This is a genomic window from Ktedonobacteraceae bacterium (assembly GCA_035653615.1).
GTDB lineage: Bacteria > Chloroflexota > Ktedonobacteria > Ktedonobacterales > Ktedonobacteraceae > DASRBN01.
On record DASRBN010000031.1, the window covers coordinates 223,342 to 246,912 of the forward strand.

Here is a 23,571-nt window from a genome sequence, read left to right on the forward strand (position 1 = left end):
CAAAACGTCAGTGAGGCGTTTTTACGATGGTAAACAAGAAGGGAACATAGTACACTAGGGGATGAGAACAAAGAGACTTCTCAGGAGCGACGAAACCAGTCAGCCTCTTTTATTTGCTCCGAAGTCGAGGAAGGATAGACCGATGAATAGGAGTTCCATCTTCAAGTTATTGGGTGCTATAGGTCTCGGTGTGCCTCTCGTTGGTCTGCTGTATCAGCAAGTAGCGCAGGTCCTTGATCGCCGCCGCTTTGTTCCGCCTGGCCAACTTATCGACGTGGGAGGGTACCGCCTGCACCTTTACTGCATGGGCGAAGCTACTGGGAGGCCATCGGTAGTGCTGGAAGGTGGCCTACCCTCGACATATCTCGACTGGTCAAAGGTCCAGTCCGAAATAGCTCAATTCACGCAGGTCTGTTCGTATGACCGGGCTGGCTTTGGCTATAGCGATACGGGGCCTCACGGGTACACAGCTCAAGACCTGGTTGAGCAACTGCATACCTTGCTGGTCAAATCGGATACTCCTGCTCCTTATGTCCTGGTTGGGCATTCCTTTGGCGGACTACTGGTTCGTCTCTATGCCACCTGTTATCCTCAGGAGGTCGTTGGTCTCGTTCTGTTAGATAGCACCCATGAGGACTTATACCGCGTTCAGCCGGACCTTGCGCGGCTTGCGGAAAAAGAGCGGCGGCAGATGGAGCTTTTCAGTTGGCTTACCCCTTTCGGCATGATGCGACTGTTGCTCTCCGCCGGACTCACTCCCGTGGGACAACTTGCCTACCCACCGGAGGTGCTACCTCGCCTCAAAAGCTTTTTCTCGCAAACACGTTTTTTGCACATTACTGCTCGCGCTTATGCCTCTATGGAGGAAAGCATGGCTCAAGTACGAGCAAGTAGAGATGGCTTCTCCTTTCCCGTTACCATTCTCTCTCAACGTGCCGAGACCGATTTTGGAGATCAAGAGGCGGCAGACAACTGGCACGAACTGCAACGCGATTTATGTACCCTTTCTCCGCAAAGTCAGCAGATCATTGCTGAGAAGAGCGGCCATTACATTCAGCTCGACCAGCCAGAATTAGTGATTAATGCCATCAAATCACTGGTGTTTGCGGAAAGATGAGATAGCGGAATAGTTTGCCAACATATAAAAAACACCAGCGAGCAATATTGATTTATGTTTGACCTGCAAAATCGGCCATGTCCCCCTGTCATGCTGAGCGCAGCGAAGCATCTCTGGTGCCGAGTGATTCGTGTGTCGCGACCAGAGATGCTTCGCTGCGCTCAGCATGACAGGCAAGACATTATTACGCGGGTTCGGCGCTCGATTCCAGGCTGAGACCTTCCGCGCGCAGTTTTGCTTCGTTGGTGGAGCGGGCGCGGACAGGATTCCAGTAGCCGGAGGCCAGGAAAATGGTTGGGATGAAGGCCAGCATGCTGCCGACGCAGGCCCACCACCAGATTGCCCATTGCCCGCCATCCAGGATGTTGACAACGACCATACCAAAGGCGATGGTGTACACCACCACAAACAGGCGAATCAGCGAACCCCAGACCGCGATACCTGTCGCCACCAGCGCCGGGTTCACATCTTCAACCGTCTCCGTATAACCTGCCATCCAACCGACGTAGGCAACTGGACCGAACAGGCCTGAGAGGCCAAGCAGGATACCCATAAAGACCGGACTGGTCGGCTGACCAACGCGGCTGATGAAGATCAACGTGGCGATCAAGTTGCCGAGCGTGCCGATCAACATAAAGGGCTTGCGTACCTCGAATTTGTCGGAGAGTATGCCGCCGACAATAGAGGAAAGGATATCGACCGCCCAATAGATGCCGAGCAGACCGTTTGCCAGTGGCAGCGAATAGTGGAAGATGGCATTAAAGTATGTTGGGAAATAGCTGACCGTCGCGTAGTAGAGCATCAGGAAGAAGCTGACGCCGAGCGCACTCAGGATGATGCGAGGCCGCAGCATCTGCCTCCAGGGGTGTTTCAGCGCGTTATCGACGTCGATACCCTGCGCCCGTGCTTCCAGTAACGCTTTCTCCTGTAAGGAAATCATAATCTGGGCGCGCAGGGCAGGCGAGAGGTCACGCATATTGAAAAAGCAAACGATTGCCACTATCAATCCCACGATGCCCGCGATGATGTATTGAGATTGCCAGTTTCCAAACATGCCGATAGTGGTACTCGCTACTGTTGTTGCCAGCAGGCTGCCACCAACCGGGCCGATGGTCCAGAAAGCCATCGCGGTAGCCCGTCCCAGGCGCGGCGAAAAATCGCGCACCATCGCGGGCGTTGCCACCAGGATGATGCCTTCGACGAAGCCCAGTACCCAGAGCATGGCGATTTCTTCAGCAACACGCAGCGGGTCATCGTGCAAAGGCAGCGCATTGCCCACAATGCCGATTTTCGCTCGTTTGACGCGCTGTGTCAAAACGGCGGCCATGATATTGGGCGAGGGCATGGTGCCGTAAGCGTTCTGGTGATGCTCGTTAACGATCACGCTGTCCCAGCCCAGCTTGTCGGCGCGTTCGATCTCGTCAAAATAGCGGTTGTAGAGTTCATGTCCCTTTTCCGGGTCGTAGATGGAGTTGGGGAGCGTCACCCATCCGAGTCGTATTTCTCGTCAAAATCCGGCGGCAGATACGGCCAGGGCATCAAGTGAAAGTAGTGAAAGGTCAGCTTATTCATGCAATTGCTCCTGATTTCGCTTGTCGACTGGCGTTTATTGCCGTAAGAAATCGCTAATGACGTTGCTCCATTCATCCGGCTGCTCAAACATGGGCATATGACCTGTGCCGAAGAGTTTGACCAGTTGTGATCCTGCAATCCGTTCGTGAAAGACATCGCCATAAATCGGGGGTATCAGGCGGTCGTTTTCGCCCCACAGGACGAGTGTGGGACAGGTGATGCGCTCCAGACGGCGTTCCAGCTTCGGGTCATAACTCGGATTCCAGGCCAGTGAAGCCAGCGTGGTCATTTGCCGGAACTGTTCAACCATGTAGTCAGGCGTGATTTCTGGAGGAATGAGTGGAGTGGCTGCCGCGAAATCGTCGAAGCAAGCCATCAGCAATTCCTGCGCGTTCATAGCGAAGAGGTCAGCAATGGGATAGCCTTTGACGCGAATACCTGCCGCGTTAGCAAGCACCAGCTTTGCAACTCGTTCAGGATACCAGACCGCTACTTCGGCAGTCATCCACCCGCCCAGTGAGTGACCAACCAGGTAGACCTGCGAAAGTTCGAGCGTGTCAAGCAGATCGCGGAAATAGAGGACGTAGTCGCTCATGTCGCGCATCCAATCGGGACGGGGAGTCAGACCAAAACCAGGAGTAATCCCAAATTTCTTTTCTTCCGTAAGCTATGTATATCTCGACCATAGAAGATGAATTGGTTTAATGAGAAGGAGGAGCTTACAATGGCCAGCAACAATTATCACTTTATTACAAAATGGCGCGTGCGGAGTACGATAAAGGAAGTCTCGGAGATTTTAGCTGATGCTGCCGACCTCGTGCGGTGGTGGCCGTCAGTTTACCTGGATGTGAAGGTATTCGAACCAGGTGATGAGCGTGGATTGGGTAAAGTAGTCAGCCTTTACACGAAGGGCTGGTTACCCTATACGCTGAGCTGGGACTTTCGTGTCACAGAGGTACGTGAGGATGGCTTTACCTTAGTTGCATGGGGTGATTTTGATGGGCGCGGTATCTGGACATTTGAACAAGATGGCCCCTGGGTGAATGTTGTGTATGACTGGAAGATTAAAGCTGAGAAGCCACTTTTACGTTACTTCTCTTTCCTGATCAAACCGATTTTTTCCGCTAATCACCGCTGGGCAATGGCAAAAGGAGAGGAGAGTCTGAAGCTTGAAATTGCGCGCCGTCACGCGTCCAGCCCTCAAGAAAAGGCCCTTATTCCAGCTCCGCCACAGCCAACGACTACGATGGGATCGCCACTTCTTATTGGCGCAGCCGTACTCGCTGCCACTGTTGGAGGGTTAGGGTACCTTGTCGTGAGGGCGCGCTCCAAAGAATAATCTATTGCAGTAGAACCTGTTTGAGCTGGCGCACCGCCAGCTTCGATTCGGCCAGGACGCGGCGGCGGATGATGAGAAGATTGAGCAGAGCACTCAGTGGACTACTCATCGAGTAAAAGAACTCTCGTTCGAAGAAGGTGCCGCCGTCCTGCGGGCGAAGGCTGTATTTCACAGTGCCCCCACTATCGCTGCCTGAGATAATTCCTTCGATACGCCAGAGCCGGGGGAAGACGCGCTCGCGTACCGTCCAGGTGGCTTTCCCGTGCCTGCCTGCCACAAGAAATTCTTCTGTGACCTGCTCGCCTATTTCCAGGGAGTGACCTGTCGCGCCGCTTACGCCGAGTGATGAGGGGTGCCATTGGGGCCAGTTGCCCGGGTCTGTTACGTAGTTAAAAACTGTTTCCACAGGCAAGGGTATGAAGATAGGAGTGTAAATGCGTGTCATCGTGATAAGCTCCTTTCCGCCTTAGCTCGCTGTTTTATCATCATATAAGCTGTACGGAAAGCAGATTGGTTGTGGATTACATCCTCTTTGTATCCTGCTAAGCTAATCCGCACGTGTATTTACATAAAGCAAGCAGAACATACGATTGGAGGAGAAATCATGTCGAGCACGACTAATCCCAGGGGATTGCAATCCAATGCCCCGGCTACCATCCCTCGTAGCAGAGCATACCGGGATCAGCATAACTGGCGCGTGTTCCAGTACGCGCTCTGGGGCATTGCTGTTGTGGTTTTTGTTATTGCCTGCGTCATCGTCCATTTTCATCCCGCGCCGTGGCCCTTTGACCTGCAAACTACTATCACCGTCCAGCATCTCCATTTGTGGGCGGGCTTTATGGCTGTGCTTACCTTTGCGAGCCTGATGAATGATCCACTTGTCTCCCTTATTGAGTACATATCATGGTTTGTGATCCTGATGCTGATTGGCATTATTGCCTGGCGTCTGGGCAAAGCAGCGGTGCGCTGGTTTATGGCCGGCATCTTTGTCTCTGTAGGGACCGGTGTCATGGATGGTCTCAACGGCCTGGCCAGTCTGCTTGTAGGACGACCCCGTCCCAGCTCGCCGCTCATTCATGTCTATATGCCGGAACCGTATCATAGCTTTCCATCCGGTCACGCTGAGAATGATCTGGTCTTCTATGGCATGCTATTGTACCTCAGCTTCACACCCCCGGTTCGTCACTGGCGCTATCGCTGGATACTGATTCCGTTCCAACTTGTAGCATTCGTTATCATCGCTGTCATAGGTTATTCGCGCATTCTAGAGGGTTCTCACTGGTTAACCGATGTACTGGGTGGCTATCTCTCTGGGGCCATTTTCCTCTCATTGCTGATCTTTTTGTATAATCACACTTTCGATTGGATACAATATCGCCTTAGAAGGAAGGAAGCGGAGAAGCATCAGCAGGCTTATCAGGCCACGAAATAAAGACGTGTTTTGTATATGAAAATGCTTGTGTTACGTGTAGGTAGTGTGTAGTAAAACTCATGAGGGTTTTAGCTATTGAGAGGAGGAGCAATTTCTATGGTGATCACAATTGGAGATCTGATTATCTGGCTTATTATTGCTGCAATTGTTGGTTTTGTTGGCGAATTGATCGCCCGGCGGCGCACGCCATTTGGTCTGGTGGGAGCGATCGTGCTGGGCTTTATTGCCATTTTCCTGGTGGTGGGAGTCTTTCATGTCCATATCGTCGGGGAGCCAACCCTGAACGGCGTTCCCTTGATCACATCCATTATTGCCGCCGCAATTCTGGTCTTCATCTGGAGCGCTTTTGCCTATCACCACGCCCACCGCTACTATTCTCGCTATTACTATAGGCGCGGTGGCTATGTGCGCCGTCCGCGCAGGCGCTGGCTTTAGTTTCCGGCGTCCTGAGGACGATAACGGCCGCGGGCAGGGACAAGCAGCTGTTCCTACGGGATACAATCCCTTTTGCTTTCGTCCTGGTGGCGATAACGTTGATGCTGAGAATTAGCTGCCAACGTTATCGCCATCACATTAATCCTCACTCACTCGTAATAGACGGCCAGGCGCCGGTCGTAAGCTCACCCGGATCATCGCTGATAGGACAACGATGACAATGACAAGCAAGGCAATGAGAATAACGCTCAATGACGAGGGAATGATAATGTGTGGAGGTAAAACCTGCTGTAGTATGTAAAACTGGGCGCTGCTCACATTGCCGGACGAGGCGCCGGCAGGAATGTTGACTACAATCAGGGCAGGGATGGCTATAATGGCAAAGATTGCGCCAAAAATCCCCCCAAGTAGTATTGCCGCTGTATGCACGATGCCTTGTTCCCATGTTAGCATGCCGATGACCTGCCTGGGGTCTGCTCCTAGCGAGCGGAACACGACAAACTGGTGCAGGCGGGTGCGCACGCTAAGCCACGATGCAAGAAAGTCTCCCAGCAAGGCCAGCAGCAGCGTGGTAATTGTGCCGAGGATGAAGAAGGCGGTCAGATTGCGAGACAATGGGTCATTGTTCAATGCGTCGATGATGGCGTGCCTGTCAAGCAGATTATTGAGGTAGAGGTACTTTGTCTGCAATGCTGCTCGAACCGGCGCGATTGCCGCCGGGCTATCTGAAACGCGCAGCCAGATGTGATTAAATGGTGTTGGAGGCGCGGGAGGAACCGGCGGCGCGTATGAGCCTAACTGCTTGCTACTCTTCCCATACGTCGTGAAGTATGTCTGGTAATCCATCAACACGCCGATCGGCGATGTATCGTTGCTGGTACCGGCGCTATTATTGATGGACGGAATATGCTGTACCAGTGCCACGACCTGGCAATACATAGGATTGAATGTCTGATTATTGATGACCACGTTTAGCAGAGATCCGAGATTCAGGTGCAGCCTGCTGGCCGCAGCTGCATCGACAATGACAGGAATGATATTGCTATGGGCGCTCTGACTACGTAACGTGAGTAGTTGTTTCATGAGCGCAGTAAGTGGTTGCGAAGAGTTTTGTGGATTCCAGATGGCCGTGCGTGCATAGGTAGCGGCATCTACCGCCATAACCTGTACGGGTATGGATGGATATGATCCGGCGACAAAACCCTGCGTCGTATACCCGAGGGTTACCGAGGTAACACCTGGAATAGCATGGTAGACGGCCATTTCATCTTGCAGGGTCAAATTATTGGCGTCGGGAGGAATATCGCCGCTAAAATCGGCTCCTACTTCGTAGCTGGCGATATCGATGACGCGTTGTGCCTGCGATGCGTTGAATATCAGGGTGAAAATAACGAAGGCAATAGCGAATGCGGGTAACAAGATTGTGCGCAGGGTGTAGCGTGGGGAACGGGCCATTTGTGTAAGCGCTAAAACGGAGACAGCTCCCCGGCCACGTATGACGATCGATGTTCCCAATCTCAAGAGCAAGGGAAAGAAGCGTAAGAACAGGACCATGATCGCGAAGACGAAAAAGATTGAGGCTACGATGGTCAGAGGGGTCTGCACCAGCGTTTTTGTGCCCAGGTCAAGCTGATTCCCAAGCCGGGTCAGGTAGAGCGAAAGCCCAAATGCGGTGAGGGCAATAATTGCGGCTCCGCCATCGAGTCTGAGATGTTGCCATACCGTCGTGCGGCTCGAACGCGCTGTTGCCTGGCGCAGTGAGAGGATATTCATGCTTGCTGCTCTTCGGAAAAGCAAGGCCAGTGCAAGTGTAACGACCAGCGCGGTTCCCACCGCGTACCAGCTTACGCTCAGTATCACCTGCATAGGGTCACTCATGATCAGGGAAATAATTCCTTGTGCCTGAGATCCCAGCAGGCGTAGAGCAATTGCAGAGGCTATAACAAGAGCAAGCGGCGGCCCAATGACAAGGGCAACAATACCTATACCAATTCCCTGGGTGATCAGCGTCCCTGCTATCTGACCACCACTCGCGCCCCGGCTGCGGAGCATAGCAATAGCCTGAGCCTGCCGTTCAACCAGAATATCGGCGGTCAGGCTGATGAATACCAGGATCATACCGATCATTTGCAGAGCGAGGATAGCCGCGGGAACGCGAAAAACATCGACCCGATTGAGGTAGCTTTCCAACACATCAAGCATGGTAAATGAGCCGGGGACAGGATCATAGATGCTTGCCTGGGCCAGGTATGGAGAACTGGTGGCTGCGATTGCTCCATATTTATTCTGGACATCTTCCTGCAAGGTAGTGAGCCGGTCGGCAAGGTCTGTATACTGGTTGTAGGCGATGTGGGAAATATCCAGGTGGTAATCCCAGAGCAATTCGAACGCATTTGCTGTGAAGACCGCGTTCGTGTGCAGGGACGCGGCGAGATGATCGAATCTCGCCAGGAAAGCCCCGATGGGCGCGATTACACTGGCGGCGCTGTACTCATTCCCCGGAATCGCCTGCAATGTGTTCCCATGCCAGATATAATCATTGACAGCGTTGACTTTGAACAGCCCTACGACGCGCACTTTCAATATCCCAGGCGCGAAGTTGTTCATTGCCACATCCTTGAAATGCGCGGCTCGCTCGAATTGAAGTTGTAATATGGAACCCACCTTGACATGCAGGCTCTGAGCAGTGGGAGCGGTGAGAAGAACTTCAAGCACATCGCCTGTCTCGCGTGGAAGCCGGCCTTGCAAGAGGGTAAGATGAGAAGAGGCCTGTTCTATGGATGTAGCAAAGATATTTAATGGGTTGTAGCTATTGGGAGTATTGGGTGCTGCGTAGATAAACCCGGTTTCCTTGATGGAGAAGAGGACAGGCTCGTGTGTATAGCTACCAATGCGCGCCTGGAGGTAGGGATCAAGTTGCTGCTGGATATTCTGGACAACGGAGGTTGAAAGCCCCGGAGCGAGCGCGTCGAGTGTAAATTCGGAACCCCCAGGAGTGCTGTTTAGTGTTGTTTGCAGCCCTGCCGTCGTCATGACCTCTGAGAAAAGCGGTATCGCACAAACCATTACGATGGCAGCAATGATTCCTATGCCTGTAGTAACCAACAATAGCCATGTCCGCCGCGCCTGGCCGGATGCAAGTACTATAAAAGACAGTCCTGCTGGACGTGATACCTTTCGTGCTGGCCTTGCAAGTCCTGTAGGGACAGTAGCTTGTCCCTGTCCTGCTGCTGGGACTCGTCGCTGTCCAACTGCCCCCACCTCTCTCAGCACGGCAAGGGGTGGTTGATCTTCATCGAGCCGGAGCGTTGAACTCATGGAGGGTCGTAACGCAACCCGGGCCATGATCATCACAGCGGCAGCACAGAGCATGACCAGCAGGGCGAAGGCAATCCCCAAAGTCCAGGGGAACACGATCTGAGCAGGGATCAGTTGCTGAATGAACATCGTGGTCATACTATTGGCGTCACCGGGTATGGCGGAAGGCGTTGAGAGCAGCAGGGTTGGTACAACCGTAAGCGCGAGCAGTATGCCAGAGGCAGTACCAAGGCATAGAGCAGTCAAATAGACAAGAGTTTGCTCGAAAGCCATTACGCCGGTTACCTGGCGAGGGGTAGCCCCGAGAGCGCGTAGGGCGACGAATTGATTGAGGCGGCTGCGCACGCTCAACCACGATGCCAGCAGATCGCCAATGAGAGCCAGCAGCAGTGCCGCAATTACTCCCAATGATAGGACGATGATGAGATTGAGGTAGAATGGCTCGTTCTGCAAGTTGCTCATGATCACTCGCCGGTCTTGCAGGTAATTCAGGTAAAGATTTGATGACTGGAGCACACTACGTACATGTGCGATGGCAGTCGGGTCATCAGATGTATGCAGCCAGACATGATTGGCGGGCGGCTCAAACCCGTAGAGGCGTTTCTCAATGGTCGAAAAGGTCTGGTAATCGACAATCATCTTACCGAATTGCTGGCCATTTACGATTTCGAGGTCGGTAAGTGTTGGGATAGCCTGAACTTCAGCGATAGCGATGTAGCGTATGTTGTCGGTGAGCGTCCCATTCTGATGAACAAAGAACGATTCTCCTACGTGTAAGCCGAGCCTGTTCCATGTCTGGGCATCAACGATAGCCGGAATAACATGTTGGTGGATTGCTACATTTCTCCGGCCTGCCAGCTGCGCGAGAAGGGAACTCAATGGCTGGGATGAGTTCTGTGCATTCCAGGTGGTGGCCTGGGCAAATGTGCCTGGATCGATAGCTTGCACATCCAGCAGGTAGAGATTGTTGAGATCTCCCACGGATTCTTCCGCTACTTCCCCTACCGACGCGGCGAGAACGCCGCGAATGTTACGATAGCGCTCCGTTTCAACGTTTACCGGATACGTAGGGGCTGTGCTGGGAATGCTGCCACTGAAATCTGCCCCTGCTGCATAGTTCGCCAGGTTCGTCGCTCGCTGCGTTTGTGATGCTGAAAAACTCAGGGTAAATATGGCGAAGGCGGTCGCTAATGCAAGCAGCAGAATCATGCGTAGCGATTGACGAGGGGAGCGAGAAAGCTGGGTTATCGCCAACATGGGGACAGCTCCCCGGCCACGAGCCAGCAAGCGCGATGCCAGTTGCAATAGTGCTGGCGTAATGCGCAGGAAGAGCAGGACGGCCGCCAGCAGTAAGAAGACAGGCGCAATTAATCCGATTGGAGCAGAAACGAGCGCCTGAGCTTGAGCGTCAAGTAATCCCCCGATATCGGCCAGGTACACCGCGATCCCATAGCCGGTCAGTGCGATGATTGCAGCAACGAGGTCAAGATTGAGGCGTTGCGATAGTGGACGCGCAGCAGCGCGTCCACTTTCACGTCGCAGGGCCGGAGCGTAAATACGCGAAGCCCGGTACAGTGCAGCTATCGATACGATACTGATACTACCTGCTATTGCCAGGGCGTACCACCTGGCATTCCATAATGCAGTGAGAGGATCGTTGGTAAGTACCTTGATTGCGTCCTGGTTGGTTGCTGATAGTGCGTGTTGGGCAATAGAAACTGCCGCTACATAGGCCAGCAGAGGGCTGGCAATGAGCGCAAAGATGCACAGGACAAGACTCTGCGTGATATGCGATGCAAAGATCTGCCTGGTACTCGCGCCCCGGCTGCGTAAAAGGGTAATGGCATGAGACTGCCGCTCAATCAGCAGTTCTGTCATGATGGCGGTGAAAAATAGCAGCAGGCAAATGATCTGCAGGGTTACAATAAAGATGGGAATCCTGGCAATAGCTAAGCTGCTGTGAAAGCTCTCTAATGAACCCGGAGCGGCGTAAGTACTCAAGACAGAGCCGGTTACATCAAAACCTTGTACGAGGGGGAGCTGGTAAAGCAAAGCGAGGCTACTTGCCTGATTGACGGCTTCCTGTGTAGCTGCGAGCTGCGCGATGAGGTCATCGAGGTTATCGAGCGAGACGCGCGATGGGTCCAGGTAGTAATACCAGCTCAGGCTGCCGAAGTATCCCTGGAGAAAGTAAACCGTGTCCGCGCTATGAGTTGCCGCGGCAGAATCCAACGCCGCGAGTAGAGACTCATTGGAGGTGAGCGCCGCATAATGGATGCGGGTTTCGTGCGATTGGGGTTGGAAATCTTCTCCATGCCAGAAGGAATCGTTCGGCTTCACTTCAAATATGCCGACAACGTGCAGTTTGAACCGCTGGCAGTAGTTGCCGAAAGAAGTGACGGGAGTAGTGTCCTTACCACCAGGGTCGATAGAGCAGAACGATTGCTGGAGAACGGTGGTCGGAGTACCTCTTACCGGGATGGTGGAGAGATTTGATACTACTGTAATGATGCTGCCAATCTTGACGTGTAAGGCAGCAGCTGTATCAGGCGTTAGAGCAATTTCGATATCCTGGCTTGAGGAATTTGGCAATCGTCCTTGTTTCAGTATCACATGGGATGTGGTTTCATTTATTGGGTTACCGTAGAGACGCAATGGTGTGCGGAGTTGAGCTTCCTGGGGCGCGATGATACTGAACTCAGGGGTCTGAATTTCAAGCCGTGGTTGTCCTTGCAGGTAGGGAGCGAGATTATCTTCAAAAGGGGAACCACCAGATCGGTAAATCGAAGAGAGGGTGCGTGAGGATAATCCTGTTATCTGGGTATGCAGCGTCAATTCTGCCGCCAGGGGTGAGGTCGTCAGGGTATCATGCAATGCGGCAGTTTGGAAAACCAGCGTAAGCAGAGGGAGAATACATACCAACGTGATGGCTGCCAACATGCCCAGGAATGTGAGCAGAAGCAAAAACCAGTGCTGGCGCCAGCGCCAGAATGCCAGCGCCACTACCGAATTTAGCCGGTTGAGTATAGTGCTGGCCTGCGCGAATTGCCTGGAAGGCCTGTTCATCTGATTTCAATCCCAGCCGGGAAAAGGCCCAGCTCCTGCCACTTCTCCGTAAGGAGAGTATAGTGGCCAAACCCGAAAAGGTCAAGTGCAAATGCATTAAGCGCGCAATGGACAGGATAATATTCTCTGGCATTATAACATGTGTTAGATTAACCCGTCTATTGCTACAGTAGGGGCAAGCCCTCACTCCTACCGGTCATTTGTCCTACGATCATTGACAACGCCCTTGCTTGATAGTATTGTTGATACAGTGATTACCACAGCCCCCTGGTTCCTGTATCCTTGCAGTAAGGCGCACTATTTTCTCAAGGAGGCTCTTCTATGTCCATCCAAAATTTGTGGCCCCGCACCCGGAAGATGAAAACCTTTTTGTATTTCCCATGGCGTTTATTTTTTATTGCTGGCGCGATGCTGATAGTATGCATCTCCGGCGGTGCTGCTGCTCTGGCCCATCCTGTGACCTTTACTCCGAGCAATGGGCTGCAATTTACGACTCAGATGCGGATTGGCTTCCACTCGGGCGATGATTGGGAGCCATCGATAGCTGCTGATCGCTATGGGCATGTGTACGCGCTTTATAAGCATTACGACGTTCAGGGGGGTGGAACCTGCCCGGGCTGTGACCTGCACCTGCTCGTCCAACGGTCCGACGACGAGGGAAAAACTTGGAGCGCGCCGCGTCCTATAGCACCCGGCCCGGTCAAGGGCGGACAGTATGATCCCCAGATTATGGTCGATCCTGCCGATGGACGTACCGTCTGGGCCTCGTTCCTTGAGAACTCCAAATCAAGAATTGCGGTTGTGAAATCGACCGATTTTGGTCAGACCTGGAGTAAACTGGAAATTGTGTCTGATAATCCGCCCGGCCTGGATAAAGACGAACTGGCGGTGCGCGGCAACACGATTGTCGTAGCCTATGACGACAACTACAATACGTGGGCCGCGGTTTCTGTCGATGACGGCGCGCACTGGTCGACGCGCGAAGTGTTTCCCACCAGTCGCAGGTTCAGCATCTCGCTTTCAGCAGGAGCTGCCATCGACTCTTTGGGTAATATTTTTGTCAGCTGGGATAGCTTCGATGCCGCTCATCGCCAGCACGGCAATGGGCCTGCTACACTATGGGTATCGAAGTCGAATGATAACGGGGAACACTGGACAAGAACCGTCATCGATGTAAGTGCCGAAGCCCCGCTTTGCCATCCTTGCGGGTATGCCTACCTCAGTTCGCAAATGGCCTTGCGCATCGGTAGTGATGATACCATTTACCTGCTCTGGAATGGTAGCATTGATCAAAAAAGCCTTGAGCCGCAGCGTATCTTCTTCTCGCGCTCTACCGACCACGGTAAGACCTATTCCCCGCGCGTCGATATCTCGGATGCGCCGCAGGGTGTGGAGAATTGTTTCCCCGCTATCGCGGTTGGTCAGGCTCCCGGCGATGTTCGTTTTGCCTGGATGGATACGCGAACCGGAAAATGGAACGTCTTCTTCCGCGAAAGCACCGACGGTGGACTACATCTCAGTTCAAGCGTGCGCATTTCCAGCTACGTTCCCGGCTATCCCTACCTGACTAAAGCCGGATTTGATCTGCCATACGGTGATTACCAGTCAATGGCTGTGGACTCGGATAATAATACGCAGATGGCCTTCGGTGAGGGACCCAGCTATCAGGGTCCTGGGAATCAGTGGGTTTCACATAATGTGGACAGGTAAATGAAACCATCAAGCGAGGCGTGGAGTCATTATCAATATGATGAAGATTGTAGCGCTTTCTGTACTATTTGAGGAGCAATCACGATGACAGACGGAACTCCAAAAACTGTGCTTTGCCTTTGCAGTTATGAGAAGGGGCAGGAGTTTATTCGCGAGTGTAAGCGGCAGGGCGCAAAGGTGTTTCTATTGACCGTGTCCGACCTGGAACACGCGGACTGGCCGTTTGATAGCATAGATGAGTTCTTTCATATGCCGGACCTTTCCAAAGTGGACGATGTGATTCGCGGGGTCAGCTACCTGGCGCGCTCGCATGTCATCGACCTCATCGTGGCCCTCGATGATTACGATGTATGGACCGCCGCGGCGTTGCGCGAACACATGCGCCTGCCCGGCATGGGGGATAGTACCGTCCGCTACTTCCGTGATAAACTGGCGATGCGTGTCGGAGCCCGTGAGAACAATATTCCCGTACCCGATTTTGTACCTATCTTTAACTACGATAGAATACGCGAATTTATGGAGCGCGTTCCACCTCCCTGGCTGCTGAAGCCGCGCTCCGAAGCCTCGACCATTGGCATAACAAGGATCGATTCAGCGGAAGAACTGTGGTCGCGCCTGAATGCCCTGGGCGACCTGCAATCCTTTCAACTGCTGGAGCGTTATCTTCCGGGCGATGTCTATCATGTTGATTCGCTTGTCTTCAACCGTGAGGTTATCTTTTCTGAAGCCCATCGCTATGGCCGACCGCCGTTGAATGTCTATCATGAAGGCGGCGTTTCCAGCACACGTACTGTTCTGCGGGGTTCCGAGGATGAACAGATATTGAAGGATTTGAGCCGGAGGGTTATGCGAGATTTTGGTATGGTGAGCGGCGTGACACACATGGAGTTCATCAAGGGACGCGATGATGGGCAATTTTATTTCCTCGAAACGGCTGCTCGCGTTGGTGGTGCCAATATCGTGGAGTTGATCGAGGCTGCCACGGGCATCAATCTCTGGCGCGAGTGGGCAAAAATCGAGCTTGCCTCCGGTGAGGAACTCTATCGCTTGCCCGACTACCGGCAGCACTATGCAGGCGTCATCGTCACGCTTGCCCGCCAGGAGTATCCTGATACCTCGGCCTACCAGGACCCCGAAATTACCTGGCGCCTGAACAAACGACATCATGTAGGATTCGTCGTCACGTCCCAGGAGTATGAGCGAGTGCAGTTCTTGCTCGATGATTACATGCAGCGCTTCGTCGTTGATTTCTCCGCCACCTTGCCCCCGTTGGAGAATCGGCCTCCAAGCCGCTAACCGTAACCCTGGAAAACTGCTGAGCGCCTGTCTTGAGCACGAAGTTTTCTTGAATAGGTGGGAAGGAATATGCTGTGAAGTAGTGACCCTGGTCGTTCTTTTCGTATGCCTCTGCCGGAGTCAGGAGACTATCTGTACGTCATATTCGTATATTTAGTGCCTGTACATTTCTTGTTTTCAGTGTACGGTATAAGGAGGTACGATTTGATCAACTCTGTCACCCAAAATATAAGGTACAACTGGTGGTTAATGCTCCTACGAGGAGTCTTCGCCATCATTTTCGGACTAATAGTCCTGGTATTTCCTGGCATTGCTCTGCTCGCGCTCATTTTTGTTTTCGGAGCATATGCCCTCATTGATGGTATTCTCGCTGTGATTGTGGCCATTAGCGAGCGCCGGAACTTACCGCGTTGGGGCTGGCAGGTGGTAGAAGGAGTGGCAGGGATTATACTTGGCATCATAGCGTTCACCTGGCCACGCGAGACTGCTTTGGTTCTGCTTTACATTGTCGCTATCTGGGCAGTAATAACTGGAGTTATGGAACTGGCTGCCGCATTCACTGTAGGGAACTGGCTGCTTGGACTTGCAGGGGTCCTCTCAATTGTGTTCGGCATCATCCTGTTCGTCCACCCTGGCGCCGGATTGTTATCTCTCCTGTGGCTGCTCGGCATTTATGCCATCATATTTGGCGTAGTGCTGATCGTACACGCATTTCAGCTACGTTCACGCCCTTCATCCCCGCTTAGCCCAACCGTATAGGCGGGGTGGGTGGCTAATAGATTCCATGAAAGTTTAAGGCAGTATGCTTCCTCAACTGTTGGAGAGGCTCTCAATAAGCAATACGTAGCGTATATGGCACTGTAGAGTAAAAGTTTATGGATCACGTCGCCCAACCAATCCCTGTTGCCAGGCATAAACAGCTGCCTGGGTACGATCCATCATGTGTAATTTGCCCAGGATGTTGCTAACATGGCCCTTGACCGTCTTTTCGCTGATGACCAGCTTCTCGGCAATCTCGGCGTTGGAGAGGCCGTCCGCGATCAAGCGCAATACCTCTAATTCGCGGTCGCTCAGGTCTGTAAAAAGGTTCGGCGTATCGCGCCGTGTGCCGCGAAGTTCCTCGACTACGCGAGAGGCGACGCGTGGATGCAGCACGGATTCGCCGCGTGCCGCCTTGCGCACGATATCGGCAAGCTCATCGGGTCCAACATCTTTCAGGACATATGAAAGCGCTCCGGCCCGCAGTGCAGGAAAAATATATTCGTCTTCGTGGTAAGAGGTAAGCACAATGATTTGTGAGTGTGGACTCGCTTGCTTAACCTGTCGTGTTGCTTCGACCCCTCCTATACCCGGCATAACGAGGTCCATAAGTACCACGTCCGGCGCAAGTTCTGCCACCATGCGGACCGCTTCCTCACCAGAGCCTGCCTCACCAACCACATTAAGGTCAGGCTGCAACTCCAAAAAAGCGCGTATCCCCTGTCTCACAAGAGCATGGTCGTCGGTAATGAGTAGCGAAATTTTGTCTATCATAGACGCTCCCCTTTTTTATGTGTTCAGGTGAGTCTGCCGGAATCAGGAAATAGTATAGCAGAAATGTGGTTGCCTCACCAGGATCAGGACGCTGATGATTATCCATAATGTGACGAGGGATTCTTCGCTTTACTCAGAATGACAGGCCCAGGGGCCACAATGGCCCCTGGGCCTGTCATTCTGAGTAAAGCGAAGAATCCCTCGCGTGTCCGTCTAGCCGCCCCGCCTTGCATTACCTGGCCCATGTATGAGGAATTACCAGTCGGATAGATGAATTGATGAAAGTATTTTGATGAGGCAAATATAATATAGGCAAATGTACCCGCTGTTGATCCGATTCATAGCCAGGGTACGAGGACAGGGACCGGCCGCTGTTCCTACAGTAATGCAAATAATCAGGTGAAGAGCAAGCGAGGTAGCAATTATGCTTAGTCGTTTCCTGTTTTTTACTACAAAATGTGATGGTACATTCTGAACTATTGACAGACCAATTCGTAGAGTTTACACTTCTCCATAACGAAGTATTGCTCACGATGATTGAGTAGAAATAACCTAACTGCATGTCGATACCTCCCAATGCCCTTGGAACCTCCTCAAAATCACTTGTTGAATGGATGAACGAGGGGATTACTTATTACAAAGCAAAGTGTTATGAGAAGGCGTTGTTCGCCTATGAACGCGCCATTGAGATAAACCCTTTCTATGGTTTTGCCTACAGTAACAAGGCCGGTGTACTCAATGCGCTTGGTCGCTATGAGCAAGCTCTAGCTGCCTACGAGCAGGCCATTGAGCTTCGTGCCAACTCCGCTTACGATTATATCGGCAAGGGAGATGTCCTTTGCAACCTTCACCGTTACGAGGAGGCGTTGATTGCCTATCAACGCGCATTGCGACTCAGCTCCGATAATATCTATGCTCATAAGGGGATAGGAGATGCGCTCTATGGCCTCCGGCGCTACGAGGAAGCGCTTCATGCCTTTCAGATAGTCATTCAACTTGATCCTTATGCTGCTGATACCTACTGTAGCATGGGCGATATCTTGACGGAGATGCAGAGCTATGAACAGGCTTTGCGTGCCTATTCAATGGCCATCCGGCTCGATCCCCGCTCCGCGACTACCTACAATAATCTGGGCAACTTGCTGCTATTGATGAAGAATCCAGAGGGTGCTGTGCGGAGTTATACTGAAGCCATCCGGCTCAATCCCAACGAGGCCGCTCTTTACTACAATTTGAGCCTTGTGCTTGCCGAGTTAGGTCGGGACGAAGAGGCCAGACAAGCAATGGAACGAGCCAGAGAACTGGGATATGGAATATAAAACTTCTCCCAGTATTGTTTTCTCAACCCTGCGAAAATTCGTCACCGGATCAACGATTCTGGCCACTTTCGGCGGTTGCCTTTTCTAATATCGAGCATATCCGGTTCGCAAACCTCAACCAGATCTTAACCTGATTGCACCCCTATTGTTCTGTGCATGCCCCCGGTCTAGTTTTACAATAGATGTTGGTCGATACCTCTATCCCGGTCCTTCTTATGTGTACAACAATCGTTATTCCAGAAAGGAAATTTGGAGAGACAAATGCGATTCGTTAAAATGGGCGTAGCCCTCATGTTGCTCGCTGTTCTGCTCAGCCTTACCACGGCTAATGAGTGGACTACTGTTTCAGCACAGCAGGTAAGCCGGCCCTTGCCACGCTACAACCATGTTCTTGTAATTATGGAAGAGAACCATGGCTACGAGCAGATCATTGGCAACCCTGCTGCCCCGATCATCAATCACCTCGCACAGGCTTACGGCCTGGCTACCAACTACACTGGAGTTGGAGACCCTAGCGCCCCTAACTATGTAGGTATCCTTGGGGGTAGCACCTTCGGCATTGCCGATGACAATCCTTATTATCTCCACACTATTAACAAGCCCAGTCTTGCTGATCAACTTGAGAATGCAGGACTTACCTGGAAAGGATACTTCGGTGGGTTAGCCTATCCCGGATACAAGGGTATTTGCTTCCCGGTCAAATGTGATGGAGCTCCTGACATTAGCCCGCTCTATGCCGCGAAGCATAATGGTTTCCCCTACTTCGCTCACATCCAGAACAATCCCCAGGAATTGCAGAAAATGGTTCCCATTACCCAGCTTGATATAGATTTGAAGGCCGACCACCTACCAAACTTCAGCTTCATCGTACCCGACCAGTGCCATGATATGCATGGCGCACCACCCTATTGTGTGGATGATGGGAAGCCAGGCTCGGTCACCGATAACTTCCTTGTCAGTCAAGGCGATGCCTACATTGGGACGCTTGTGAAAAAAGTCATGGATTCATCGATATGGTCCAATGGCAATAATGCTATTGTCATTACATTTGATGAAGGGAACAACGCACAAAGCCGCATCGTTACCATTGTGATCGCGAATCACGGCTCGCGCGGCTTGCGAGATAGCACGCCCTACAACCACTACTCCCTCCTTCTGACTATCGAAAAAGTGTTTGGTCTTGGATGCCTGCAGAATGCATGTGATAGTGACACTATCAGGCCCATGGTTCTGCTGTTTGCAAGTTAATCCATGCTTTGACCAGTAAGTTTTTTGTATAGATTGTGAGGAGTAAATACTATGAACCGATTGAAGCTAACCATCCTTTCGTGCGTGCTACTGGCAGTAACGATAATCGCGGCCGTACTTTTGAGAACCGGTCAAATCAAAGCGGTGGGAGCAATCGCTTCCCCTCAAGGGAAATGCGGTGGTTGGAGTCTCGTCCCTAGTCCGAATGCGACCACAGGAGATAACGCGCTGGGAGCTGTGGCCGCAATCTCTGCAAGTGATATCTGGGCCGTCGGAAACGCAGTCATTAACCCGGATTTGATCTCACAAACGCTGACCGAACATTGGAATGGCACGAGCTGGAGTGTTGTCAGCAGCCCCAATGTCGGATCTTCAGATAATTTTCTACTAAGCGTAGCCGCCGTTTCAACAAGTGATGTCTGGGCCGTTGGGAACTATCTTAATAGCAGCGGCATCCCGCAAACACTGATCGAGCATTGGAATGGTACAGACTGGAGTATTGTCAGCAGTCCCAATGTTGGCACATCAGATAATTTACTCTTTGGAGTAACTGCTATTGCCTCGAATGATGTCTGGGCCGTTGGTTACTATCAGGATGAGGCGGCTTCCTTTCATACTCTGATTGAACACTGGGATGGCACGAGTTGGAAGGTAGTGAGCAGTCCGAATATTGGTTCTTCGAATAATCTTCTTTATGCCATAACCGCGCTTTCCGCCAGCAATGTTGTGGCCGTAGGACAATATCTCAACACCAGTGGTCCGGGTGAGGCGCTGATCGAACAGTGGAATGGTACGCGCTGGAGCGTTGTCAGTAGCCCAAAGACGGGATCAGCCAGCAACGTCCTTTTTGGGATCACAGCCACTTCCACCGGCAATCTATGGGCTGCGGGAGAGATTGAAAGCGATAGCAAGCCACTCCAAACCCTTACTGAGCAGCAAAACGGCACGCGTTGGAGCATTGTCTCCAGCCCCAATGCAGGTTCAGCAGACAATAAGTTGTTTGGAATATCGGCCATTTCCAACAGCAGCATCTGGGCGGCTGGCAATTACCTGGATAAGGCCGGAAATGCTCAGACGCTGATCGAATACTGGAATGGCGCTCGCTGGCTCATTATGCATAGCCCAAGTCCGGGATCAGGTGATAACATCCTGGGAGCGGTGGTAGCCCTCTCTCCCAATGATGTCTGGGCTGTTGGAGGCTACGATAATGGTGGTTCTACCCGCACGCTAATCGAACATTATTGCTGATTGGCAAACGGTACCACTTCAAGTACATAGGGATAAGGCTCAGGCACCACCGAGCTTGCAAGCGCGCCCAGGATGCATATATACGGGAGAAACGACTGTTGCTTGCTGCTCGTCGGGTGCCCAGAGCCGCCCCTTTTTCGCGAGGACGAATACGCTCCTTGATCTTTTGGACAGGGCCTTGATTTGTGATATGATCATGGCATGAGTACATATAAGACCGATCCGCGCATCGACGACTACATTCAGACGCTCCCTGCCTGGCAACAGGAGATTTGCCACCAGGTGCGAGATCTGGTACATGCTGCCGACCCGGAGGTGTTGGAGACGATCAAACGCACCAGGCAGCCCTATTTTACGCTCAGCGGCAACATCTGCGCGCTATTGGGAGCGAAGGATCATCTCAACATCTTCATCTACGACCCTATTGTTCCCGATCCGGAGGGCATTATCAATCAAGGGCAGGGAAACCTGACAGCGCGGGCGATTCAAGTCCATCAGGGTGAAACCATCAACCGGCGCGCCCTTTTGAACCTCTTTCAAGCCATTATCGCCAATAACCGTGCGGGCGGCTGGCGCAAGCTCAAAAGGAATCAGTAGGACCTTGCGTAAAGAGTCAGGCAGTGAGCCCTTTATGGTTTCTTAAGCCATTGAGCCACATCCGGTGCGAAGTAGCTGATAATCATATCCGCGCCGGCGCGTCGTATTCCCGTTAAAACTTCCATCACGATGCGCTTTTCATCGATCCAACCCTGCTTAGCCGCGGCCTTGATCATGGAGAACTCGCCGCTGACATTGTAAGCGGCGATGGGCAAGTCGCAGTGGTCTCTTACCTGGCGAATCACATCCAGGTAGGCCAGCGCGGGTTTGACCATGACGATATCCGCTCCTTCGGCGATGTCTAAGTCTATCTCACGTAATGCCTCGCGCACGTTGGCCGGGTCCATCTGGTATGAACGACGGTCACCGAATTGCGGCGCGGAACCGGCGGCCTCACGGAATGGACCGTAGAAGCCGGAAGCGTATTTGGCGGAATAGGCCATAATGGGAGTCGCGGAAAAACCATGCTCGTCCAGCGTGCGGCGAATGGCTCCAACGCGTCCATCCATCATATCCGAGGGCGCTACCAGGTCTGCTCCTGCCTCGACATGTGAAAGCGCCATGCGCGCCAGCAGTTCCAATGATTCGTCGTTTTGCACGCTGCCATTATGGATTACGCCGCAGTGTCCATGACTGGTGTATTCGCACAAGCAGACATCGGTCATCACAAGCAGATCAGGGGCCTCTGCTTTGAGACGACGTATGGCCTGTTGAATAATCCCCTCGGAAGCGTAGGCTTGCGATCCTGATTCGTCCTTTTCCGAGGGGATGCCAAACAGCAGCACCGCAGGAATACCGAGATTGACGATGCGCTCCGCTTCGCGCCCAAGGTATTCTAAGGGCCACTGCATGATGCCCGGCATGGCGGAGATCTCACGTGGCTCGGTGAGGTCTTCGGCTATGAAAAGTGGGTAGATGAATTGCTCGATGCTCAAATGAGTTTCGCGTACAAGCCCACGCAATTTTTCGTTTTGCCGTGTCCGGTGCATGCGTACCGTAGGAAATGTACTCATAATTCTTTGCTCCTACTCTGTTTCTCGTAATGCCAGTTTCACGCTTTTCACTGTGTGCTCGATCATTTCGTCTGTTAAGGCCAGCGAGATGAAACAGCCTTCGAATTGAGATGGGGGCAGGTACACGCCTTGCTCCAGCATGTGCCAGAAAAAGCGGGCAAAGCGGGCCGTATCGGACATTTTGGCGCTGGCGTAATCAATTACCTTTTTGGCCGTAAAGAACAGGCAGAAGATGGCGCCTATACGAACTATCTGCGCGGGTCCGCCGGTCTGATGCAGTACTTGCTCGACGCCGTTGCAGAGCAGTTGTCCTTTGTGTTCGAGCGTTTCGTAGATGCCGGGCTTGCGCAATTCTTTGAGGGTCGCGATACCGGCGGCCATCGCCAGGGGATTGCCTGAAAGCGTGCCGGCCTGGTACATTGGCCCTAAAGGAGCAACCAGTTGCATGATATCGCGCCGCCCGCCATAGGCACCTACCGGCAATCCCCCACCGATGATTTTGCCCAGGCAGGTCAGATCGGGTACGATGCCGGTGCGCTCCTGCATGCCGCCTAATGCCACGCGAAAGCCGGTCATGACTTCGTCGAAGATCAGCAAGGCTCCATATTGTTGGGTCAGGTTCCTGAGCTTTTCCAGGAAACCGGGCAATGGCAGAACGAGTCCCATGTTGGCGGCGGCGGGTTCGACGATGATGGCCGCGATATCGTTTGGATGAGCGCGAAAGAGCGATTCGACGGTTTCAGCATCGTTGTAGGGAGCAATCAGGGTGTTGCTTGTAGCCTCTGCCGGAACGCCTGGGCTATCGGGCAGGCCCATAGTCGCGACGCCCGAACCGGCCTGCACCAGCAGCATATCGGCGTGACCATGATAGCAACCGCTGAACTTGATGATTTTGTTGCGACCGGTAAAGGCTCGTGCCAGGCGCAACGCACTCATGGTCGCCTCGGTGCCTGAGTTGACGAAGCGTATCATCTGAATCGATGGCACGCATTCCATGACCAGTTGCGCGAGTTCGTTCTCGGCGGCAGTCGGTGCTCCGAAGCTGAAACCTCGCGCTGCTGCTTCGGTCACGGCTTGCAAGACCGGAGGATAAGCATGTCCCAGGATCATCGGCCCCCAGGATTGGACGTAATCAAGGTAGCGATTTCCATCTACATCATAAAGATAAGGGCCATTGGCATGGTCTATGAAGATGGGATTGCCCCCCACAGCGCGAAAGGCGCGCACGGGACTGTTGACTCCGCCCGGCATCAGTTGCTGAGCCTCGGCGAAAAGCTCACGTGAGTGAGCCAGCTCCAGCCCGGTATCGGCTTGATTACTCATATGTT

At 52.7% G+C, this 23,571-nt stretch carries 18 protein-coding genes; 11 read left to right on the forward strand and 7 right to left on the reverse strand.

From position 1 onward, the window contains the following. Window positions 1–142: 142 nt before the first annotated feature. Entirely contained in the window at window positions 143–1,117 is a 975-nt protein-coding gene (locus VFA09_17340; protein HZU69043.1) for an alpha/beta hydrolase, read from the forward strand. Between the two features lie 184 nt (window positions 1,118–1,301). Here VFA09_17340 and VFA09_17345 read toward each other — a convergent pair whose 3' ends face one another. Further along, window positions 1,302–2,603, reverse strand: coding sequence for an MFS transporter (locus VFA09_17345; GenBank protein ID HZU69044.1), 1,302 nt, complete (start codon window positions 2,601–2,603; stop codon window positions 1,302–1,304). Between the two features lie 120 nt (window positions 2,604–2,723). Then, window positions 2,724–3,332 carry an alpha/beta hydrolase gene (locus tag VFA09_17350; GenBank protein ID HZU69045.1) on the reverse strand — a complete coding sequence of 203 codons (609 nt, stop codon included), beginning with the start codon at window positions 3,330–3,332 and terminating at the stop codon, window positions 2,724–2,726. Between the two features lie 81 nt (window positions 3,333–3,413). On the opposite strand from VFA09_17350, the gene VFA09_17355 reads away from it, so the two are divergent. Beyond that, window positions 3,414–4,028, forward strand: a complete 615-nt coding sequence (locus tag VFA09_17355; GenBank protein ID HZU69046.1) for a hypothetical protein — start codon at window positions 3,414–3,416, stop codon at window positions 4,026–4,028. Window position 4,029: 1 nt separating this feature from the next. Here the strand turns inward: VFA09_17355 and VFA09_17360 are convergent, their stop codons facing one another. Next, window positions 4,030–4,473, reverse strand: coding sequence for an SRPBCC family protein (locus VFA09_17360; GenBank protein ID HZU69047.1), 444 nt, complete (start codon window positions 4,471–4,473; stop codon window positions 4,030–4,032). A gap of 159 nt (window positions 4,474–4,632) precedes the next feature. Here VFA09_17360 and VFA09_17365 point away from each other — a divergent pair, with 159 nt between their 5' ends. After that, a complete protein-coding gene (locus VFA09_17365) occupies window positions 4,633–5,460 on the forward strand; it encodes a phosphatase PAP2 family protein (protein ID HZU69048.1) in 828 nt (275 codons plus the stop codon). Window positions 5,461–5,556: 96 nt separating this feature from the next. Further along, window positions 5,557–5,895, forward strand: coding sequence for a transglycosylase (locus VFA09_17370; GenBank protein HZU69049.1), 339 nt, complete (start codon window positions 5,557–5,559; stop codon window positions 5,893–5,895). Window positions 5,896–6,033: 138 nt separating this feature from the next. Here the strand turns inward: VFA09_17370 and VFA09_17375 are convergent, their stop codons facing one another. Continuing rightward, a complete protein-coding gene (locus VFA09_17375; GenBank protein ID HZU69050.1) occupies window positions 6,034–12,279 on the reverse strand; it encodes an FtsX-like permease family protein in 6,246 nt (2,081 codons plus the stop codon). 321 nt (window positions 12,280–12,600) lie between these two features. On the opposite strand from VFA09_17375, the gene VFA09_17380 reads away from it, so the two are divergent. The 3 genes from VFA09_17380 to VFA09_17390 all read left to right on the forward strand — a co-directional run bounded on the left by VFA09_17380 (window position 12,601) and on the right by VFA09_17390 (window position 16,044). Then, a complete protein-coding gene (locus VFA09_17380) occupies window positions 12,601–13,989 on the forward strand; it encodes a sialidase family protein (GenBank protein HZU69051.1) in 1,389 nt (462 codons plus the stop codon). A gap of 84 nt (window positions 13,990–14,073) precedes the next feature. Further along, complete coding sequence (locus VFA09_17385) at window positions 14,074–15,285, forward strand: hypothetical protein (protein HZU69052.1); 1,212 nt, start codon at window positions 14,074–14,076, stop codon at window positions 15,283–15,285. 204 nt (window positions 15,286–15,489) lie between these two features. Further along, entirely contained in the window at window positions 15,490–16,044 is a 555-nt protein-coding gene (locus tag VFA09_17390; protein ID HZU69053.1) for an HdeD family acid-resistance protein, read from the forward strand. 114 nt (window positions 16,045–16,158) lie between these two features. Here VFA09_17390 and VFA09_17395 read toward each other — a convergent pair whose 3' ends face one another. Beyond that, on the reverse strand, window positions 16,159–16,818 hold the full coding sequence (locus VFA09_17395; GenBank protein ID HZU69054.1) for a response regulator transcription factor: 660 nt from the start codon (window positions 16,816–16,818) through the stop codon (window positions 16,159–16,161). Window positions 16,819–17,378: 560 nt separating this feature from the next. Between VFA09_17395 and VFA09_17400 the strand changes: the two genes are divergently transcribed. From VFA09_17400 to VFA09_17415, 4 genes are all read left to right on the forward strand, one after another. Beyond that, window positions 17,379–18,137: a tetratricopeptide repeat protein gene (locus VFA09_17400; protein ID HZU69055.1), complete on the forward strand. Its 759-nt coding sequence runs from the start codon at window positions 17,379–17,381 to the stop codon at window positions 18,135–18,137. Window positions 18,138–18,398: 261 nt separating this feature from the next. Continuing rightward, window positions 18,399–19,385 carry an alkaline phosphatase family protein gene (locus VFA09_17405; protein HZU69056.1) on the forward strand — a complete coding sequence of 329 codons (987 nt, stop codon included), beginning with the start codon at window positions 18,399–18,401 and terminating at the stop codon, window positions 19,383–19,385. Between the two features lie 51 nt (window positions 19,386–19,436). Continuing rightward, entirely contained in the window at window positions 19,437–20,633 is a 1,197-nt protein-coding gene (locus VFA09_17410) for a hypothetical protein (protein ID HZU69057.1), read from the forward strand. 201 nt (window positions 20,634–20,834) lie between these two features. Then, window positions 20,835–21,230, forward strand: coding sequence for a DUF1801 domain-containing protein (locus VFA09_17415; GenBank protein ID HZU69058.1), 396 nt, complete (start codon window positions 20,835–20,837; stop codon window positions 21,228–21,230). Between the two features lie 32 nt (window positions 21,231–21,262). Here VFA09_17415 and hemB read toward each other — a convergent pair whose 3' ends face one another. Both hemB and hemL read right to left on the reverse strand, forming a co-directional pair. After that, window positions 21,263–22,243 (reverse strand): porphobilinogen synthase, encoded by a 981-nt coding sequence (gene hemB, locus VFA09_17420; GenBank protein ID HZU69059.1) that lies wholly within the window; start codon window positions 22,241–22,243, stop codon window positions 21,263–21,265. A 12-nt stretch (window positions 22,244–22,255) separates the two neighbouring features. After that, the gene (hemL, locus tag VFA09_17425) at window positions 22,256–23,566 is read right to left on the reverse strand and encodes a glutamate-1-semialdehyde 2,1-aminomutase (protein ID HZU69060.1); all 1,311 of its coding nucleotides are present in this window, start codon (window positions 23,564–23,566) and stop codon (window positions 22,256–22,258) included. Window positions 23,567–23,571 lie beyond the last annotated feature (5 nt).

Coding starts and splice junctions, on each gene's coding strand:
- VFA09_17340 (HZU69043.1), top strand. CDS start 143: ATGAATAGGAGTTCCATCTTCAAGTTATTGGGTGCTATAGGTCTCGGT.
- VFA09_17355 (HZU69046.1), top strand. CDS start 3,414: ATGGCCAGCAACAATTATCACTTTATTACAAAATGGCGCGTGCGGAGT.
- VFA09_17360 (HZU69047.1), bottom strand. CDS start 4,473: ATGACACGCATTTACACTCCTATCTTCATACCCTTGCCTGTGGAAACA.
- VFA09_17365 (HZU69048.1), top strand. CDS start 4,633: ATGTCGAGCACGACTAATCCCAGGGGATTGCAATCCAATGCCCCGGCT.
- VFA09_17370 (HZU69049.1), top strand. CDS start 5,557: ATGGTGATCACAATTGGAGATCTGATTATCTGGCTTATTATTGCTGCA.
- VFA09_17375 (HZU69050.1), bottom strand. CDS start 12,279: ATGAACAGGCCTTCCAGGCAATTCGCGCAGGCCAGCACTATACTCAAC.
- VFA09_17380 (HZU69051.1), top strand. CDS start 12,601: ATGTCCATCCAAAATTTGTGGCCCCGCACCCGGAAGATGAAAACCTTT.
- VFA09_17385 (HZU69052.1), top strand. CDS start 14,074: ATGACAGACGGAACTCCAAAAACTGTGCTTTGCCTTTGCAGTTATGAG.
- VFA09_17395 (HZU69054.1), bottom strand. CDS start 16,818: ATGATAGACAAAATTTCGCTACTCATTACCGACGACCATGCTCTTGTG.
- VFA09_17400 (HZU69055.1), top strand. CDS start 17,379: ATGTCGATACCTCCCAATGCCCTTGGAACCTCCTCAAAATCACTTGTT.
- VFA09_17405 (HZU69056.1), top strand. CDS start 18,399: ATGCGATTCGTTAAAATGGGCGTAGCCCTCATGTTGCTCGCTGTTCTG.
- VFA09_17410 (HZU69057.1), top strand. CDS start 19,437: ATGAACCGATTGAAGCTAACCATCCTTTCGTGCGTGCTACTGGCAGTA.
- VFA09_17415 (HZU69058.1), top strand. CDS start 20,835: ATGAGTACATATAAGACCGATCCGCGCATCGACGACTACATTCAGACG.
- hemB (HZU69059.1), bottom strand. CDS start 22,243: ATGAGTACATTTCCTACGGTACGCATGCACCGGACACGGCAAAACGAA.
- hemL (HZU69060.1), bottom strand. CDS start 23,566: ATGAGTAATCAAGCCGATACCGGGCTGGAGCTGGCTCACTCACGTGAG.